Below are 18,288 nucleotides of genomic sequence, written 5' to 3' on the forward strand. Positions count from 1 at the left end.
CTCTAGGCCGGAACTGCCTGAGCTGCAACAGTATTCGGTGCCACGATGTCGGAGTAGTGGGAGGCGTCGCCGGCGATCGACTGGCTGGACTGGCCATGCACGTCGACCGGGACGTCACCGGCCAGGGTGACCCGCTCGAGATAGCGGGTCTGGCCGTCGTAGTCGGCCACCCCGTAATGCTGGGTGGCGCGGTTGTCCCAGATCGCCAGGTCCCCTTCGGTCCAGTCCCAGCGCACGGTGTTCTCCAATCGGATGATCCGATTCTGCAGCAACGCGAAGAGGGTGGCCGACTCGGCGCTGCCCAGGCCGATGAGACTCCTGACGAAATTGCCGAGTAACAACACCCGCTTGCCGGTCTCGGGGTGGACCCGCACCACGGGATGGGTGGTCTCGTAGAAGTCCGAGACGAATTCGGTGCGGTAGGCGAGGACCTCCTCGGTGAGCTCACCGGCCAGCTCGGGGCGGTCGGCGGCGTAGTCGTAGACATTGCTGTGGGTGGCCCACAGTTGCTCGGTGAGCGCCCGCAGCGGTGGGGGCAGCTGCTCGTAGGCTGCCTCGGTGGACGCCCACACGGTGCTGCCGCCGTAGCTGGGCAGTGTCACGGCCCGCAGCAGTGAGGCCTTGGGTATCCGGTCGACGAACGTCACGTCGGAATGCCAGGAGTTGGCGGTGCCGAAGCGGGAGTCGATCGGCAGGACGGTGTCCCCGCGCGAGGTCACCGTCGGATGCGCGATCGTCGGCACCCCGAGCAGGCGGGCGAATGCCACCTGCCCTTCTCCGTCGAGGTGCTGCTGGCCGCGGAAGAAGATGACCTTGTGTTCGAGCAGTGCAGCGTTGATGGCGTTGACGGTCGGGGCATCCAGATCACCGCCGAGACGCACACCGGAGATCACGGCGCCGATGTGGGCGCCGAGCTTGGAAACGTCGAGAGAAGCAGGCATGACGTCATGCTGCGCGGTTGCGCTTCGCGGGTACACCATTGCGCTGGCCGCGATCCGAATGGGCTCTACCTGCGCTCGTACGGTACGAATGGAGGGTGCCTCCCACCGTCTTGCTGCTGTCGACGTCCGACACCGACCTGATCACCGCGCGGGCCAGCGGGGCGGGATACCGGTGGGCCAACCCGTCGCGACTGGTCGACGGGGAACTGGCCGACCTGCTGACCGGTGTCGACGCGGTGGTGGTGCGCATCCTCGGTGGATACCGCGCCTGGGAACAGGGCATCGACACCGTGGTCGCCGCGGGTGTGCCGGTGGTGGTGGTCAGTGGCGAGCAGGCTCCTGACGCCGACCTGATGGAGCGCTCGACGGTGCCCGCCGGTATCGCCATGCAGACCCACATCTATTTGGCCCAGGGCGGCGTGGACAATCTGCGCCAGCTGCATGCCTTCCTGTCCGACACCCTGCTGATGACCGGTTTCGGTTTCGCACCGCCCGCCGAGGTCCCGGTGTGGGGCCTGCTGGATCCGCCTTGCGAGGGATGCGACGGCTGCGGGCTGGAACGGACGACCGATTCCCGGCCCACCATCGCGGTGCTGTACTACCGTGCCCAGCAACTGGCCGGCAACGTGGCCTACATCCGCGCGATGTGTACGGCGATCAGACAAGCCGGGGGCCGTCCGCTACCGGTGTACTGCACTTCGCTTCGCACACCCGAGCCCGAGCTCCTCGATCTGCTCGCCACCGCCGACGCGATGGTCGTCACCGTGCTGGCCGCGGGGGGAGCCCGCCCCGCGTCGGCCACCGCCGGCAACGACGACGGCAGCTGGGACGTCACCCACCTTGCCGCCCTTGATGTTCCGATCCTTCAGGGCCTGTGCCTGACCAGTTCGCGGGCGACCTGGGCCGATAACGACGACGGGTTGAGCCCGCTGGATGTGGCCACTCAGGTGGCCGTCCCCGAATTCGACGGCCGCATCATCACCGTGCCGTTCTCCTTCAAGGAGATCGACTCCGACGGGCTGATCTCCTACGTCCCCGACCCCGAGCGGTGCGCACGGGTGGCCGGGCTGGCCGTCAAGTACGCCACGTTGCGCAAGGTCGCGGCATCGGACAAGCGACTGGGCCTGGTGTTCTCGGCGTATCCCACCAAGCACGCCCGTATCGGCAACGCCGTCGGCTTGGACACCCCGGCCAGTGCCGTGGCGCTGCTGAGGGCACTGCGTGAGGCCGGCTACCGGATCGGTGAGGTGCCCGGCGTGGAGGCCGAAGATGGTGATGCGCTGATGCATGCGCTCATCGAGCGCGGCGGCCAGGACCCCGACTGGCTCACCGACGCCAAGCTGGCAGGTAACCCGATCCGGGTACCCGCCGCCCGCTACCGGGAGTGGTTCGCCACGCTGCCCGAGGATTTGCGCGAGGCCATGGTGGCGCACTGGGGTCCGCCGCCCGGTGAGTTGTTCGTCGACCGCAGCCGCGACCCGGATGGCGAAATCGTCGTCGCAGCAATGCAATCCGACAACATTGTCATCCTGGTGCAGCCGCCGCGCGGTTTCGGGGAGAACCCGGTGGCCATCTACCACGATCCGGATCTGCCGCCGAGCCACCACTATCTGGCCGCATACCTGTGGCTGCGTCACGAGTTCGGCGCGCACGCGCTGGTGCATCTGGGCAAGCACGGCAACCTGGAGTGGCTGCCGGGCAAGACCGTCGGAATGTCCGCAGCGTGCGGAACCGACGCCGCTCTCGGTGACCTGCCGCTGATCTACCCGTTCCTGGTCAACGATCCCGGCGAGGGCACCCAGGCCAAGCGCCGTGCGCACGCCACCCTGGTCGATCACCTGATCCCGCCGATGGCGCGCGCCGAGACCTACGGCGATATCTCGCGGTTGGAGCAACTGCTCGACGAGCACGCCAATATCGCCGCGCTGGACCCGGCCAAGCTGCCTGCTATCCGCCAGCAGATCTGGACGCTGATGCGGGCGGCCAAGATGGACCACGACCTTGGGCTCGAGGACCGTCCCGAGGACGACAGCTTCGACGACATGCTGCTGCACGTCGACGGCTGGCTGTGCGAGATCAAGGATGTCCAGATCCGCGACGGACTGCACATCCTGGGTGCGGCGCCACAGGGCGACGGCGAACTGGATCTGGTGCTGGCCATCCTGCGGGCCCGCCAACTCTTCGGCGGCGAACAGCACCTGCCGGGGTTGCGCGAGGCGCTGGGCCTGGCCGAGGACGGCAGCGACGAACGCACCGTGGTCGACGCCGCCGAGGCGCGAGCCCGCGGCCTGCTGGCCCGGCTGCAGGACAGCGGCTGGGATGCCGACGCGGTCGACACGATCACCGACGATCCGCAGGTGGCCCGCATCCTGCGCTTCGCGGCTACCGAAGTGGTGCCCCGACTCGCGGGGACGGCCGCCGAGATCGACCAGGTACTGCGGGCACTGGACGGCCGTTACATCGCCGCCGGCCCGTCAGGCTCACCGCTGCGGGGCCTGGTCAACGTGTTGCCCACCGGGCGCAACTTCTACTCGGTGGATCCCAAGGCGGTGCCCTCGCGGCTGGCCTATGAGACCGGCGTGGCGATGGCGGATTCACTGCTGGCCCGCTACCGGGCCGACTATGGCGACTGGCCCCGGTCGGTAGGACTGTCGGTCTGGGGCACCTCGGCGATGCGAACCTCCGGGGACGACGTCGCAGAAGTCCTTGCACTGCTGGGTGTTCGCCCCATCTGGGACGATGCCTCGCGCCGAGTGGTCGACCTGGAAGCCATCGGACTCGACGAGCTCGGCCGGCCCCGTATCGACGTGACGGTCCGCATCTCGGGTTTCTTCCGCGACGCCTTCCCGCACGTGGTGACCATGCTCGACGACGCGGTGCGGATGGTCGCCGCCCTCGACGAACCGGCCGAACAGAACTTCGTCCGCGCCCACGCGCAGGTCGACCTCGCCGAGCACGGTGACGAAAGGCGCGCCACCACAAGGATTTTCGGCTCCAAACCGGGCACCTACGGCGCCGGCCTGCTGCAGCTGATCGACAGCCGCAACTGGCGCGACGATGCCGACCTGGCCGAGGTCTACACCGCGTGGGGCGGTTTCGCCTACGGGCGCGGACTGGACGGCAGGCCGGCCGCCGACGACATGTCGGCGCAGTACCGCCGAATCGTGGTGGCGGCCAAGAACACCGACACCCGCGAGCACGACATCGCCGATTCCGACGACTACTTCCAGTACCACGGCGGCATGGTGGCCACCGTGCGCGCACTGACCGGCAAGGCGCCGGCGGCCTACATCGGTGACAACACCCGCCCGGATGCGGTGCGCACCCGCACCCTCTCGGAGGAAACCACCCGGGTGTTCCGGGCCCGGGTGGTCAACCCGCGGTGGATGTCGGCGATGCGCAAGCACGGCTACAAGGGCGCCTTCGAGATGGCCGCCACCGTCGACTACCTGTTCGGTTACGACGCCACCGCCGGGGTGATGGCCGACTGGATGTACGAGCAGCTCACCGAGAAGTACGTCCTGGACCCCGAGAACCGCAAGTTCCTCGGCGAGTCCAACCCGTGGGCGCTGCACGGCATGTCCGAGCGATTGCTGGAGGCCGTCGGCCGCGGCATGTGGGCCGAACCGAACCCGGAGACGCTGCAGGGGTTACGTCAGGTGCTGCTGGAAACCGAGGGCGATCTCGAAGCCCGGTAGACCTGGCGATTGGCTAGATTGTCGCTATGGCTACCACTTTCGCCGACGTGATCACGTCGCAGTACGTGTCGCTGACGACGTTCACCAAGGACGGCCGGCCCAAGCCGACGCCGATCTGGATCGCACCCGACGGAGACCGCGCCCTGGTCATCACCGGGCGTGACTCGTGGAAGGTCAAGCGGATCCGCAACACCTCGCGGGTGACGCTGGCGCCCTGCGACCGCCGGGGCAAGGTCACCGGGGAGACGGTCGAGGCCGTCGCCACCGTGCTCGACGACGGTCACCTCGAGTCCGTCTACAGCGCGATCGGTAACCGCTACGGACTGCTGGGCAAGGTCTTCAACTTCTTCAGCAAGCTGCGCGGGGGATCGCACCGCAACGTCGGCCTGGAACTGCGCGCCGCCTGAACTCACAGGTTCTTATTAGGCCCCGGCGGAACCCGGCTCACAGCCGAGTCGTTGCCAGTACATGGTGATGCGGACGTTTCTCGTCTACGCGCTCGTCGAATTGGCGGCCCTGGCTGTCCTGACGTGGTCCATCGGGCTGGGCTGGACCCTGCTGGTGCTGCTGGCCACCTCGGTGGTGACCGTGGCGCTGGCCGGATCGCAGGTCAAGCGGCAGATCGCCCGACTGCAGCGCTCCCGCACCAGCCCGCAGGGGGCGGTGGCCGACAGCATGCTGGTGGCGCTGGGCACCTTCCTGGTGTTCGTCCCGGGCCTGGTCACCACGGTGGTCGGAACGTTGATGCTGTTGCCGCCCACCCGCAGCGCGATGCGTCCGCTGGCTGGTGTGCTGCTCACCCGCGGCGTTGCCCGCCGGGTGGGTGTGGTGAATCTGACGGTCCCAGGCCGGATGTACGCACCGCCACGCTTTGCCGGTGACTACATCGACGGCGAGGTCATCGATGATCAGGTCTACGGCCGGATCCACGACGCCAACATCGTCCGGCGCTACCAGTAGCCCGACTCGGTTTACCTTTCTCTCCTGCCTCGCGGGACACTGACCGACGTGACCACACTGTTGTTGGGCGGGCGCGTGCACAGCCCGTCGCACCCCGATGCCACCGCCATGGCCGTCCGCGACGGCGTCGTCGCCTGGCTGGGCAGCGACGACGTCGGCCGAGATCAGTACGGTGACGCCGAGATCGTCGACCTTGCGGGTGCGTTCGTCGCGCCCGCCTTCGTCGACAGCCATATCCACGTCACCTCGACCGGCCTGCAGCTCACCGGTGTGGACCTGAGCACCACCACCTCCAAACAACAGTGTCTGCGGTTGATCGCCGAGCACGCCGTCGCCCACCCCGGCCGGCCGATCTGGGCCCACGGCTGGGACGACACCGCCTGGCCCGGCGATCAGGCGCCCAGCACGGCCGAACTCGACGCCGTGGTCGGATCCACCCCGGCCTATCTGGCCCGCATCGACGTGCATTCGGCTGCAGCGTCGAGCGCCCTGCGCTCCCTGGTGCCCGGGCTACCCGCCGTCGCCGGGTTCGATCCGCAGCGGCCGTTGTCCGGCGCCGCGCATCATCTGGTGCGTGCCCAGGCCCGAGCGCACCTCACCGCGGCGCAGCGCGACGATGCCCGCCGCGCCGCGCTGGACGCGGCCGCCGCGGCCGGCATCGTCGCCGTCCACGAATGCGCGGGCCCGGAGATCGGCGGCAGCGACGACTGGCAGGAACTGCGCGCCACCGAGCACGGCGTCGAGGTGATCGGTTACTGGGGTGAGGCAGTCTCCAGCGCCGCCCAGGCGCGAGCCCTGATCGAGGCCACCGCAGCCCACGGCCTGGCCGGCGACCTGTTCGTCGACGGCGCGCTGGGCTCGCATACCGCGTGGCTGTCGGAGCCCTACGCCGACGACCCCGGCACCTGCGGCAACTGCTACCTGGACCCGGAGACCGTCACCGAACATCTGATGTCCTGCACCGAGGCCGGCATCACCGCCGGCTTCCACGTCATCGGTGATGCCGCTGTCGGTGCCGTGGTCGACGCGCTGGAACAGGTCGTCGCACGGTTCGGCGCGCCCGCGGTGGCACGCTGCGGCCATCGCCTCGAACACCTCGAGATGGTGTCGGCGCAGCAGGCGGCCACGCTCGGCCAGTGGGGCGTCGTGGCCAGCATGCAGCCCATGTTCGACGCCCGCTGGGGTGGCAGCACCGGCATGTATGCCCGCCGGCTCGGTGTTGACCGAGCCGCCCAGCTCAACCCGTTCTCGCTGTTAGCATCGGCAGGCGTGCCCCTGGCGTTCGGCTCAGATGCCCCCGTGACCAGCATCGATCCGTGGGCTGCGGTGCGCGCGGCAGGACACCATCAGACCGAGGGAAGTGCCATCTCCATGCGTGCCGCCTTCGCCGCCGCCACCCGGGGTGCCTGGCGAGCCGGCGGTGTGCGCGACGGGATCACCGGCACGCTCGTCCCGGGTGCACCGGCGTCGTACGCCGTGTGGGACGCCGGGTCGCTCGACGTTGTGGCACCCGCGGACAACGTTGCGCGCTGGTCGACCGATCCCCGCTCTCGGGTGCCGGAGCTGCCGAGCCTGGATCTGTCCGAGCCGCTGCCGCGCTGCCTGCAGACGGTGCACCGAGGCGTCGTGCTGTATGGCTGAGTCACAACCGCGCCTGACCCGCATGGTCGCTGCCCTGACGCCGCGAATGTTCCGGCTACTCGCCTCCACCACGGCGGGTCTGGCCATGTGCATCAGCTTCCCGCCGATCGGGTGGTGGTGGTCGGCGGTGCTGAGCTTCGTGCTGCTCACCTGGGTGCTGGTGAACCCGAAGACCACTGTCGCCGGCGGGTTCGGTTACGGGATGCTGTTCGGGCTGTCGTTCTACGTCCCGCTGCTGCCGTGGATCAGCGGGCTCGTCGGCCCCGTTCCGTGGCTCGCGCTGGCGGCGTTGCAGGCGCTGTTCTGCGCGGTGTTCGGCATGTTCGCCGTCGTGGTCCGCAGTCTGCCCGGCTGGCCGTTGTGGCTGGCGCTGGTGTGGTGCCTGCAGGAATGGCTCAAGTCCAGTGTGCCGTTTGGTGGATTCCCTTGGGGTGTGGTCGGATTCGGCCAAACCCAGGGACCGTTCCTGCCATTGGTGCAATGGGGCGGGGTGCCGCTGCTGTCGTTCGGCATCGCGCTCGTCGGTACCTCGTTGTGCGCGCTGGGCATCGAGACGGTGCGTTGGTGGCAGCACAGCGGCCCTCACAAGAGACCGGAGCTGCCCTCACCGGCGGCACTGGTGGTGCCCGGTCTGTGCATCACCGCCGTGCTTCTAAGCACCGCGCTCGCCGCCCCGCAGGTCCGCCGAGCGGGTGCCGGCAACGCACCGACCGTCACCGTTGCCGCGATCCAGGGCAACGTGCCGCGCCTCGGGCTGGAGTTCAACGCCCAGCGTCGCGCGGTGCTCGACAACCATGTCCGGGAGACGGTGCAGCTGGCCGACGACGTTCGCGCCGGGCTGGTCCCGCAGCCGCAGTTCGTGGTGTGGCCGGAGAATTCCTCGGATATCGACCCACTGACCAACCCCGACGCCGCCCAGCAGATCTCGGTGGCCGTGCAGGCCATCGGGGCGCCGATCCTGGTGGGCACGGTGCTGGCCCGGCCGGACTGGACCCCGGAGAATCCGACCGCGTCGAACACCGTCGTCGTCTGGGATCCGGTGTCGGGGCCGGGGGAGCGCCACGACAAGCAGATCATCCAGCCGTTCGGTGAGTACCTGCCCTGGCGCGGATTCTTCAAGCACCTGTCCTCCTACGCCGACCGAGCGGGTTACTTCGTCCCCGGTACCGGTAACGGTGTCGTCCACGCGGCGGGGGTGCCGATCGGCGTCGCGACCTGCTGGGAGGTCATCTTCGACCGCGCCCTGCGCGAGTCGGTGCTCAACGGCGCCCAGGTGCTGACGGTGCCCACCAACAACGCCACCTTCGACCAGAACATGAGCGAACAGCAGTTGGCTTTCGCCCGGGCCCGGGCCGTCGAGCACGACCGCTACGTCGTCGTCGCCGGCACCACCGGGATCAGCGCCGTGATCGCCCCCGACGGGAGCGAGATCGCCCGCACCCAGTTCTTCTCGCCGGCCTACCTCGACGTCCCGATCCGGCTCAAGACCACCGAAACACCCGCGACCCGCTGGGGCCCGCTGGTGCAATGGGTGCTGGTCGGAGCAGCGGTTGCCGTGATCGGCGCCGCCATACTGCACAATGGATGGTTCATGCGTCCGTTGCGCCGCCGCCGGCAGCAGCGGGACGAGGCCAGCGGGTCCGGGGGTCCAGACACCGATGACACCCCGTCAGATGAGGGCGACGAGCCTTCGGCCCTGGCCGGGCAGTACGACAAAGGAGATTCATGAGCACCCAGGGCAAGAAGGGCTCTGACCCGGGCGCACAGCGCCCCAGCCAGCGCACCCTGGTGATCATCCCGACCTTCAACGAGCTGGAGAACCTGCCGTTGATCCTGGGCCGGGTGCACAAGGCCCGTCCCGACGTCCATGTGCTGGTCGTCGACGACGGCAGCCCGGACGGCACCGGCGCCCTGGCCGACGAGCTGTCGCTGGCCGACCCGGATCGCATCCATGTCATGCACCGCACCGCCAAGGACGGGCTCGGCGCGGCCTACCTGGCCGGTTTCGCGTGGGGTCTGAGCCGCGAGTACAACGTGCTCGTCGAGATGGACGCCGACGGCAGCCATGCCCCTGAGCAGCTGTATCGGTTGTTGGACGCCATCGACAACGGGGCCGACCTGGCCATCGGTTCGCGCTACGTCGAGGGCGGAACGGTTCGCAACTGGCCCTGGCGCCGCCTGGTGCTGTCGAAGACCGCCAACACCTACTCGCGCGTGCTGCTCGGCGTCGGCATCCACGACATCACCGCCGGCTACCGGGCCTACCGGCGCGAGGTCCTGGAGAAGATCGACCTGTCGGCGGTCGACTCCAAGGGCTACTGCTTCCAGATTGACCTGACCTGGCGGACCATCAACAGCGGGTTCAGCGTGGTCGAGGTGCCCATCACGTTCAGCGAGCGTGAACTCGGGGTCTCCAAGATGAGCGGCTCGAACATCCGTGAGGCGATGGTGAAGGTCGCCCAGTGGGGGATCGGCGGCCGGTTGGACCGGGCCCGCGGCGTGGTCCGCTAGCCCGGGCCCCGGCCCGGAACCTGTTAGGTGCCGCGGCGCTTCGACTTGATCAGGTCGAGGCGTTCCTTGAGCAGCTCGTCGAGTTCCTCGACCGAGCGACGCTCCAGCAGCATGTCCCAGTGGGTCCGCGGCGGCTTGACCTTCTTGGGCTCGGGCAGGTCACCGTCGAGAAGGGTGCCCTCCAGGCCGTTACGGCACAACCAGGTGCCGGGGATCTCGGCGTCGTCGGCGAACGGAACGTCGAACTCCTCGCCGTTCTCGGTGCGGTAGCGCGCCATCTGACGCGGCGCCAGGTCGTGGTTGCGGTCAGTCTCGTAGCTCACGGCTCCGAGCCGGCTGCCTCTCAGGACACGATCAGCCATCGTCAACATCTCCTCAGCGAAATATGAAGTCCGGATAGTGAACGCAAGACCTACGCCCGCAGTTCCCGACCCAACCGACCATGATACCGGGATCGCGGAGCTCGGCGGTCTACAGTCCTTAGGCGTGACGCGTCGTACCCGCCCGCAACCGTGCCGCTGGTGCGGTCGCGAGGTGGCCGATTCCGGCATGGGCCGGCGACGGCAGTACTGCAGGCAGTCCTGCCGCCAGCGCGCTTATGAGCAGCGCGCGATGGTCAAGGGCACCTCGGTGCCCGCCGATGCGGTGGTGCTGACCGCCGACGAGGCCGCCGAGCTCTCCGACCGGGTCTACCAGGTGCGGTGCGCCGCCGAGGACGTCGCGACCGCGGTCGACGAAGGTGCTGATCACGCCGAATTGCGCGAACTGTGCGCTGCGCTGCTCACAGCCGTCAAGACCGCGGATGGTTGGCGCTGACGAACCCTCGCGAAGACCTGCAACGCGTCGGCCGGGAGGTGTTCGGTTGGGCGCAGTTGCGTCCCACTCAGCTCGAGGCGATGGAAGCGGTCCTGGCGCGTCGCGACGTGCTGGCCGTGATGGCGACCGGGTCGGGTAAGTCGGCGATCTATCAGGTGCCGGCGGTTCTGCTGGCGGGGGCCACCCTGGTGATCTCCCCGCTGATCGCCCTGCAGCGCGACCAGATCAGCGGGCTGTCCGCCACCGAGGCACCCGGTGCGGTGGCGATCAATTCCCAACTGGATGCCGCGGGGAAAGCGCGCAGCTGGGCCGCGGTCCGCCAGCATCAGGCCGAATACATCTTCCTGGCACCCGAGCAGCTCACCAACGACACCGTGCTGGCGACGCTGAGACAGGCCGACATCTCCCTGGTCGTGGTCGACGAGGCGCACTGCGTGTCGGCCTGGGGGCACGACTTTCGGCCCAGCTATCTGCGCATCGCCGATGCCGTCGACCGACTGGGCCGACCTCCGGTTCTGGCGCTCACGGCCACCGCGTCGCCGGTGATGCGCCGCGAGATCGTCGAGCAGCTCCGGTTGCGCGACCCGCTGGTCATCGCCAGCGGCTTCGACCGGCCCAACATCCGGCTCGAGGTGTCCCACCATGTCGAGGATGACGACAAGCGCGATGCGGTGCGGTCCCGGATGCGTGCGGCGACGCTGCCCGCACTGCTCTACACCGCAACGCGTCGGGACGCCGAAACGTATGCCGCCGAACTGGTTTCAGACGGAATCGGCGCCGAGTTCTACCACGCCGGGTTGGCCCGCGGCCAACGCGAGGACGTCCACCGGCGGTTCCGCTGCGGTGAGGCCGACGTGGTGGTCGCGACATCGGCGTTCGGCATGGGCATCGACAAGCCGGATGTCCGCACCGTGGTGCACGCTTCGGTGCCGGATTCGATGGACAGCTATTACCAGCAGATCGGCCGGGCCGGGCGCGACGGTGCCCCGGCCGTCGCGGTCCTGTTCTACCGCCCCGAAGACCTCGGCCTGGCCAGTTTCTACGCCACCCATCGAGCCGACCAGGATCTGGTGGCCCGGGTGTACGCCGCGTTGCTGACGAGCCCGGCGCTGACGTACGAGCAACTCGCCGACCAGCTCGACGAGCGCGGGGCCCGCATCACCAACGCACTGAACCTGCTCGAAGAGGCGGAGTTGATCAGCAATGCCGGCAATGGTTTTCGGGCCGACAACACAGTCGGGGTCGACGACGCGGTCGCGCGGACGGTCGCGATCGTCGAACGCAACGAGCGGATCGACCGCACGCGGGTCGAAATGATGCGCGGTTACGCCGAGACCCGGGACTGCCGGCGCCGCGTGCTGCTGAGCTACTTCGGCGAGGCACGCGACCATGGGTGCGAGAACTGCGACAACTGCGATGCCGGCGGGTCGGCGCTGCACGCACGCGTCGATCACCAGTGGGCCGTGCAGACCGCGGTCGAGCACCGGAAGTGGGGTAGGGGCGTGGTGATGAGCGCCGAGGATGACCGCATCACCGTGCTTTTCGACGACTACGGATACCGCACCCTGCTGGTCGAGTCGATCCAGCGATCCGGGGTTCTACGTCGCCTGAACTGACGCCCCGCGATTTCTTCATCACGAATCAAACCCTTATCCAGTCCCAACGCGGTTCCTACTGTGCAGGTGACGCGACAGCGAGAGGCTGCCGCATGCCTGTCGATCCCCGAAGGACGTGCTCACCGTGACAACGCCTGCCGCGCCGGCCACCGCGCGGGCATTGCCGCCGGCGGGCCGCACGCCCGGGCCGCTCAAGCAGCGGCGGTGGACGATCCTGCGTTGGGTCTCACCGCTGGTTCTGCTGGCGTTGTGGCAGCTGGGCAGTGCGCTCGGGCTGATCTCCCAGGACGTCCTGCCCGCTCCGTCGCTGATCGCCGAAGCCGGGGTGGAGTTGATCCGCAACGGGCAACTGGCCGACGCGCTCACGGTGTCCGGTGTCCGCGTGGTGGAAGGGCTGCTGTTGGGCGGCATCGTCGGGGTGACCCTGGGCAGCGTCGTGGGGTTGTCCCGGTGGGCCGAGGCCACCGTCGACCCGCCGATGCAGATGCTGCGAGCACTTCCCCATCTCGGTTTGATCCCGCTGTTCATCCTCTGGTTCGGCATCGGCGAGTTGCCGAAAGTGCTTCTGGTTGCACTCGGCGTCAGCTTCCCGCTGTACCTCAACACGTTCTCCGCGATCCGCCAGATCGATCCCAAGATGTTCGAAACCGCTGACGTTCTTGGCTTTTCATTCCGGCAGAGGTTCAGCCACATCATCGTCCCGAGCGCGGCGCCACAGGTCCTGGTGGGTTTGCGGCAGTCGCTGGCCATCGCCTGGCTGACGCTGATCGTGGCCGAGCAGATCAACGCCGACAAAGGCATCGGCTTCCTGATCAACAACGCCCGCGACTTTCTGCGCATCGACATCATCATCTTCGGGCTGGTGGTCTACGCCCTGCTCGGGATCGCCACCGATGCCGTCGTGCGGGTGCTGGAGCGTCGCGCACTGAGGTATCGGGCATGACGGTGACATCCGAACGCACGACGGGTCAGGCTGCCCAGCTGCGACACATCGACAAGTGGTACGGCGAGCATCAGGTGCTCCGCGATGTCTCGTTGACCGTCGGGACGGGCGAGATCGTCGCACTGGTCGGGCGCAGCGGATCGGGCAAGTCGACGGTGCTGCGGGTGCTCGCCGGGTTGTCCGACGACCACACCGGTGATCGGTTGGTTTCCGGTGCACCGGCCCTGGCGTTCCAGGAGCCGCGACTGTTTCCATGGCGCAGCGTGCGCACCAACGTCGGGTACGGGCTGAACCGGTTTCGGCTGCCGCGCGCCGAGGTCACCGCCCGGGCGGACCGGGCGCTGGCCGATGTGGGACTCGCCGACCGCGCCGACGCCTGGCCGCTGACCCTGTCCGGCGGGCAGGCCCAGCGGGTGTCACTGGCCAGGGCCCTGGTGGCCGAGCCTGACCTGCTGCTGCTCGACGAACCGTTCGGCGCGCTGGACGCGCTGACCCGGCTGACCATGCACTCGCTGCTGCTGGACCTGTGGCGTGAGCACCGATTCGGTGTGCTGCTGGTCACCCACGACGTCAACGAGGCGGTCGCGCTGGCCGACCGGGTGTTGGTACTCGAATCCGGCGCCGTGGTGCACCAGACCGAGATCAGCGAGCCGCGGCGGCCACACGGCAGTACGTCGGCGCAAACCGAACATCACCGTGCCGAGCTGCTGGAGCAGCTCGGCGTCCATCTCTGACAGGAGTTATGTTGCCCCGCAGAATGTTTCGTGCCATGGCGGTGCTGCTGGCCATCGCCGGTCTGGTGTTGACCGGTTGTGTCTCGCGGACCGGCAACACCGGAGCTTCGGCGGCCCCACAGACCGTTGCGCTCAGCGATCTGGCCGGCCTCACCCTGCACGTGGGCGACCAGAAGGGCGGCACCGAGTCGCTGCTGCGGGCAGCGGGTGCCCTGGACAACCTGCCGTACGCGGTCGAGTTCTCGACGTTCACCTCCGGCCCGCCGCAGATCGAGGCTGCCACGGCGGGCAAGATCGACTTCGCGATCACCGGCAACACCCCGCCCATCTTCGGTGCCGCTTCAGGGGCCAAGGTGAAGGTGGTCTCGGCCTACAACGGTGGCGGTGTCGGGGATCAGATCCTGGTCCCCGCCGATTCGCCGATCACCTCGGTGGCCGACCTTCGGGGTAAAACGATCCTGGTGGCCAAGGGCAGTTCTGCGCACGGGAACGTGCTGGGCCAGTTGGACAAGGCCGGATTGACCCCCGCCGACGTCAAACTGGTGTTCCTGCAGCCGGCCGACGCACTCTCGGCATTCCGGGCCGGGCAGGCCGATGCGTGGGCGATCTGGGATCCTTACACAGCACAGGCCGAACAGCAGTTGAAGGTCCGCAGCATCGCAGCGGCCAAAGGGGTGACCAACGGCTACTGGTTCGGGGTGGCTTCCGATGCGGCGCTGGGCGATCCGAAGCGCAACACCGCGCTGGCCGACCTGTTGGTCCGGTTCGCCAAGGCGGTCAAATGGGCGCAGGACAATCCGGCCCTGTGGGCGGCGAAGTACGCGGCCGCCGTCGGTCTGGACCCGAAGGTCGCCGAGGTGTCTCAGGGGCGCAGCCTGCGACTGCCCACCGACCTGAGCGACCAGGTGGTGGCCTCCGAGCAGAAACTCGCCGACCTGTTCGCCGCCTCCGGACAGATCCAGTCCGCGCCGGACTTCGCCAAGTGGGTCGACCGCCGCTACAACGACGCCCTGAAGTCCAGTCTGATCAGTGCCAACTAGGGGTGGTCTGAACATGTCGGCGAAATTCTTCTGGTTCCTGCCCACCAACGGCGACAGTCGGTCGATTGTCGGGGCGTCGCACGCCTCGAGCCATCATGCGATCCCCGCCGGCTATCGGGCGCCAGACCGGCGCTACCTGGCCGAAATCGCCAGGGCTGCTGATCGATTGGGCTACGAAGGCGTGCTGACTCCGACGGGGACGTGGTGCGAGGACGCCTGGTTGACCGCCTCGGCGATGCTCGCCGAAACCGAGCGTCTGAAATTCCTGGTGGCCTTCCGGCCCGGCCTGGTGCCACCGACCCTGGCCGCCCAGCAGGCCGCCACATTCCAGCGATTCTCGCAGGGCCGGTTGCTTCTCAACGTGGTCAGCGGTGGTGACGATTCCGAGCAGCGCAGGTTCGGTGACTGGCTCAGCCATGACGAACGGTATTCGCGCACCGGGGAATTCCTGCACATCGTGAAGTCGATCTGGGAGACCGAGTCTTTCGACTTCAGCGGCGAGTACTACACCATCCGCGACGGCCGAGTGTCCGAGCCGCCGAACCCGCTGCCGCAGTTCTACTTCGGCGGATCATCGGCCGCCGCGCTGCCGATCGCCGCCGAGCATGTCGACGTCTACCTCACCTGGGGCGAGCCGCCGCAGGCCGCCGCGGCGAAGATCAACCAGGTTCGCGACCTGGCCGCGCAGCGGGGGCGGACGCTGCGAGCCGGAATCCGGTTGCACACCATCAGCCGGGACACCTCGGCGGCCGCCTGGGCAGTGGCCGAGGAATTGGTCAAGGAGCTCACCGCCGAGCAGATCCAGGAGGCCACCCGGCTGCACTCGCGGTCAGACTCCGAAGGTCAGCGCCGGATGACGGCGCTGCACGGTGGCCAGATCGACAAGCTCGAGATCTATCCGAATCTCTGGGCGGGAGTCGGTCTGGTTCGCGGCGGGGCGGGTACCGCCCTGGTGGGCAGTCACGAGGAAGTCGCCAACCTGATCTACGAGTACCACTCGCTCGGGTTCGACGAATTCATCCTGTCCGGGTACCCGCACCTGGAGGAGGCCTACTGGTTCGCCGAAGGCGTGTTTCCGCTCCTGCGCGCGAAAGGCGTCATCGCCGGCTGACCGTCGTGCCGGGCCCACAAGGCCCGCGCAGACGTTGGCTCGGCGGCACAAGACCCACGGGTGGTCGCGGACCTACGGTCGTCCTCAACGAAAGGATGACCGACATGATTGCGTGCGAATTCCTCGTCGGCGACGAGGAATGCCGGCACCCGGCCCGCATCACGGTTGTCCGTGCGGCCGAGCACAGTACGACCTACACCATGGCTGTCTGCACCCTGCATGCTCCCGATGTGCTTCCGATCATCACCTGGGAGCCGGTAAGGTAATCTATCTGCTTATGAATGCAGATAGTGATGCATCCACGTTGGCCGATGACCACGCCGACCTCATCGTCGAGGTGTTCCGGATGCTCGCAGACTCGACCCGGGTGCAACTGCTGTGGGCACTGCGCGACGCCGAGCTCAGCGTCAACGATCTCGCCGAGCGGGTCGGCAAGCCTGGCCCGTCGGTGTCCCAACACCTGGCCAAGCTCCGGATGGCCCGGCTGGTCCGGACACGCCGCGAAGGCACCTCGGTGTTCTACCGGCTGGAGAACGACCACGTGCGCCAACTGGTCACCGATGCGGTGTTCAACGCCGAGCACGCGGCCGGCGGGGTACCAGCCCACCATCAGGACAGGGGTGCGTGATGGGCCACGCACACGGGCACGGGCACACTCACGACCACGCGGGCCGGGTCGACGACGCGATGCGTGACAGCGCGGCCGGGATCCGCGCCGTCAAGATCAGCCTGGTCGCGTTGGCCGTCACCGCCGTCGTGCAGGTCGTCATCGTGGTGCTCTCGGGATCGGTTGCGCTGCTTGCCGATACCATCCACAACTTCTCCGATGCGTTGACCGCAATCCCGTTGTGGATCGCCTTCGCGCTGGGCCGGCGGCACGCCACTCGGCGCTACACTTACGGACTGGGTCGTGTCGAAGACCTCGCCGGGTTGTTCGTGGTCGCGGTCATCGGGATCTCCGCCGTCGTCGCCGCCGGGGAGGCCGTCGAGCGCCTGATCCACCCCACGGCGATCACCCACGTCGGATGGGTGGCGGCAGCTGGTGTGGTCGGCTTCATCGGCAACGAGCTGGTGGCGCTCTACCGCATCCGGGTGGGTACCCGGATCGGCTCGGCCGCGTTGCGCGCCGATGGGATGCATGCTCGCGCCGACGGTTTGACCTCGCTGGCCGTGGTGCTCGGGGCGATCGGGGTGGCGCTGGGCTTCCCCGCTGCGGACCCCATCATCGGCCTGTTGATCGCGGCCGCGATCGTGGTGGTCATGGTCGCGGCTGCCCGCGACGTGTTCAACCGGCTGCTCGACGGTGTCGATCCGGAGTTGGTCGACACCGCCTACCGTGAACTGGCCCGGCAACCGGGAGTGCTTGGTGTGCAACGAGTCCGGATGAGGTGGATCGGATTACGGCTGGACGCCGATGTGGAACTGAACGTCGACCCGCAGCTGAGCCTGCGCCAGGCGCATCAGCTCGCGCACGAGGCCGAGCATGCGCTCACCCACGCGATCCCGAAGCTCGACACCGCGGTGGTGCACGCGTATCCGGCGCACTAGCAGACGTACTTGAGACCGATTCCCGGTGGCGGGGTGATCTGCTGGGCGCAGGCATAGGAGTCGACCCCGCTGGCCGCCAACCGGATGGCCGACTGATGCGCGTAGTTGACGCAGTACAGCGCCTCGGAGTCGGTGCGACAACGGAAGTCGCCGAAAGACAATGAGGAGTCCAGGGGCAGCGAGGGACCCTGTCCGCTGCCGAACCGGCCCGGGTCACCGTGCGCGGATCCGATCAGGACGGTCGCGCCGTCGAAGTCGACCCAGCCACCCTTCCATTGTCCGTAGACGTCGGGTGGTTGGGGTGGCGGATTGGTGAGCTCCACCAGGCAGGCCAGCCCGGGTGCCCCGTGCTTGGCGTCGGTCATGCAGGTGGTGCCCGCCGGGGTCGTGAAGGCGACGTCGTCGCCCAGATCGGTGCTGGCCCCGCCGCGCAGCGCGATGTGGTAGCCGGCGGCATCCACCGGCGCCGCCCCCTCGATCCAGCTGATCACTCCGGCGATCGGGACGCCCGGCGGCGGGGCCGCCGTGGAACTGGTCGTGGTGGTCGGCGTGGCCGAGGACGCCTTCGGCGCGGGCGTGATCGGCGTCAGCGCGGTCGGACGCGCCTGACCGCCTGTTGGCGAGGAACATCCGGCAACCAGCAGCGACGCTGCAAGCAACACGGCAATTCGCATCCAGCCAGGCTAGCCGTCTCGACCCGAACGAGACGTCAGGCGCGTCGGCGGCGGT

The 18,288-nt window shown here is 68.3% G+C and carries 18 protein-coding genes; 15 read left to right on the forward strand and 3 right to left on the reverse strand.

Annotated features, from left to right (window positions below):
* Positions 1-2: 2 nt before the first annotated feature.
* On the reverse strand, positions 3-941 hold the full coding sequence (locus G6N35_RS06035; protein ID WP_163803435.1) for a TauD/TfdA dioxygenase family protein: 939 nt from the start codon (positions 939-941) through the stop codon (positions 3-5).
* 95 nt (positions 942-1,036) lie between these two features.
* Here G6N35_RS06035 and cobN point away from each other — a divergent pair, with 95 nt between their 5' ends.
* From cobN to G6N35_RS06065, 6 genes are all read left to right on the forward strand, one after another.
* Positions 1,037-4,639 (forward strand): cobaltochelatase subunit CobN, encoded by a 3,603-nt coding sequence (cobN, locus tag G6N35_RS06040; protein WP_163803436.1) that lies wholly within the window; start codon positions 1,037-1,039, stop codon positions 4,637-4,639.
* A gap of 26 nt (positions 4,640-4,665) precedes the next feature.
* Positions 4,666-5,046, forward strand: coding sequence for a PPOX class F420-dependent oxidoreductase (locus G6N35_RS06045; protein WP_163803437.1), 381 nt, complete (start codon positions 4,666-4,668; stop codon positions 5,044-5,046).
* Between the two features lie 67 nt (positions 5,047-5,113).
* Positions 5,114-5,599: an FxsA family protein gene (locus tag G6N35_RS06050; RefSeq protein ID WP_246224225.1), complete on the forward strand. Its 486-nt coding sequence runs from the start codon at positions 5,114-5,116 to the stop codon at positions 5,597-5,599.
* Between the two features lie 48 nt (positions 5,600-5,647).
* Positions 5,648-7,240, forward strand: coding sequence for an amidohydrolase (locus tag G6N35_RS06055; protein WP_163803439.1), 1,593 nt, complete (start codon positions 5,648-5,650; stop codon positions 7,238-7,240).
* Complete coding sequence (lnt, locus tag G6N35_RS06060) at positions 7,233-8,969, forward strand: apolipoprotein N-acyltransferase (RefSeq protein ID WP_163803440.1); 1,737 nt, start codon at positions 7,233-7,235, stop codon at positions 8,967-8,969. Before G6N35_RS06055 ends, lnt begins: the two co-directional genes overlap by 8 nt.
* A complete protein-coding gene (locus G6N35_RS06065; protein ID WP_163803441.1) occupies positions 8,966-9,751 on the forward strand; it encodes a polyprenol monophosphomannose synthase in 786 nt (261 codons plus the stop codon). The genes lnt and G6N35_RS06065 overlap by 4 nt, the downstream gene beginning before the upstream one ends.
* 23 nt (positions 9,752-9,774) lie before the next feature.
* Here the strand turns inward: G6N35_RS06065 and G6N35_RS06070 are convergent, their stop codons facing one another.
* A complete protein-coding gene (locus G6N35_RS06070) occupies positions 9,775-10,113 on the reverse strand; it encodes an RNA polymerase-binding protein RbpA (RefSeq protein WP_163803442.1) in 339 nt (112 codons plus the stop codon).
* Positions 10,114-10,237: 124 nt separating this feature from the next.
* On the opposite strand from G6N35_RS06070, the gene G6N35_RS06075 reads away from it, so the two are divergent.
* From G6N35_RS06075 to G6N35_RS06115, 9 genes are all read left to right on the forward strand, one after another.
* Positions 10,238-10,567, forward strand: a complete 330-nt coding sequence (locus G6N35_RS06075) for a hypothetical protein (RefSeq protein ID WP_163803443.1) — start codon at positions 10,238-10,240, stop codon at positions 10,565-10,567.
* Complete coding sequence (locus G6N35_RS06080) at positions 10,558-12,183, forward strand: RecQ family ATP-dependent DNA helicase (RefSeq protein ID WP_246224226.1); 1,626 nt, start codon at positions 10,558-10,560, stop codon at positions 12,181-12,183. Before G6N35_RS06075 ends, G6N35_RS06080 begins: the two co-directional genes overlap by 10 nt.
* Before the next feature lie 124 nt (positions 12,184-12,307).
* Entirely contained in the window at positions 12,308-13,126 is an 819-nt protein-coding gene (locus G6N35_RS06085) for an ABC transporter permease (RefSeq protein WP_407664512.1), read from the forward strand.
* On the forward strand, positions 13,123-13,860 hold the full coding sequence (locus G6N35_RS06090; RefSeq protein ID WP_163803444.1) for an ABC transporter ATP-binding protein: 738 nt from the start codon (positions 13,123-13,125) through the stop codon (positions 13,858-13,860). Before G6N35_RS06085 ends, G6N35_RS06090 begins: the two co-directional genes overlap by 4 nt.
* A 23-nt stretch (positions 13,861-13,883) precedes the next feature.
* Positions 13,884-14,900 (forward strand): ABC transporter substrate-binding protein, encoded by a 1,017-nt coding sequence (locus G6N35_RS06095; RefSeq protein WP_163803445.1) that lies wholly within the window; start codon positions 13,884-13,886, stop codon positions 14,898-14,900.
* Positions 14,901-14,913: 13 nt separating this feature from the next.
* Positions 14,914-16,011, forward strand: a complete 1,098-nt coding sequence (locus G6N35_RS06100) for an LLM class flavin-dependent oxidoreductase (RefSeq protein WP_163803446.1) — start codon at positions 14,914-14,916, stop codon at positions 16,009-16,011.
* Positions 16,012-16,115: 104 nt separating this feature from the next.
* Complete coding sequence (locus tag G6N35_RS06105; RefSeq protein WP_163803447.1) at positions 16,116-16,277, forward strand: hypothetical protein; 162 nt, start codon at positions 16,116-16,118, stop codon at positions 16,275-16,277.
* 11 nt (positions 16,278-16,288) lie between these two features.
* A complete protein-coding gene (locus tag G6N35_RS06110; RefSeq protein ID WP_163803448.1) occupies positions 16,289-16,639 on the forward strand; it encodes an ArsR/SmtB family transcription factor in 351 nt (116 codons plus the stop codon).
* Positions 16,639-17,559, forward strand: coding sequence for a cation diffusion facilitator family transporter (locus G6N35_RS06115; RefSeq protein ID WP_163803449.1), 921 nt, complete (start codon positions 16,639-16,641; stop codon positions 17,557-17,559). Before G6N35_RS06110 ends, G6N35_RS06115 begins: the two co-directional genes overlap by 1 nt.
* Here the strand turns inward: G6N35_RS06115 and G6N35_RS06120 are convergent.
* On the reverse strand, positions 17,556-18,233 hold the full coding sequence (locus tag G6N35_RS06120; RefSeq protein WP_163803450.1) for a hypothetical protein: 678 nt from the start codon (positions 18,231-18,233) through the stop codon (positions 17,556-17,558). The genes G6N35_RS06115 and G6N35_RS06120 overlap by 4 nt on opposite strands.
* Positions 18,234-18,288 lie beyond the last annotated feature (55 nt).

Source organism: Mycolicibacterium anyangense (genome assembly GCF_010731855.1).
GTDB classification, from domain to species: domain Bacteria; phylum Actinomycetota; class Actinomycetes; order Mycobacteriales; family Mycobacteriaceae; genus Mycobacterium; species Mycobacterium anyangense.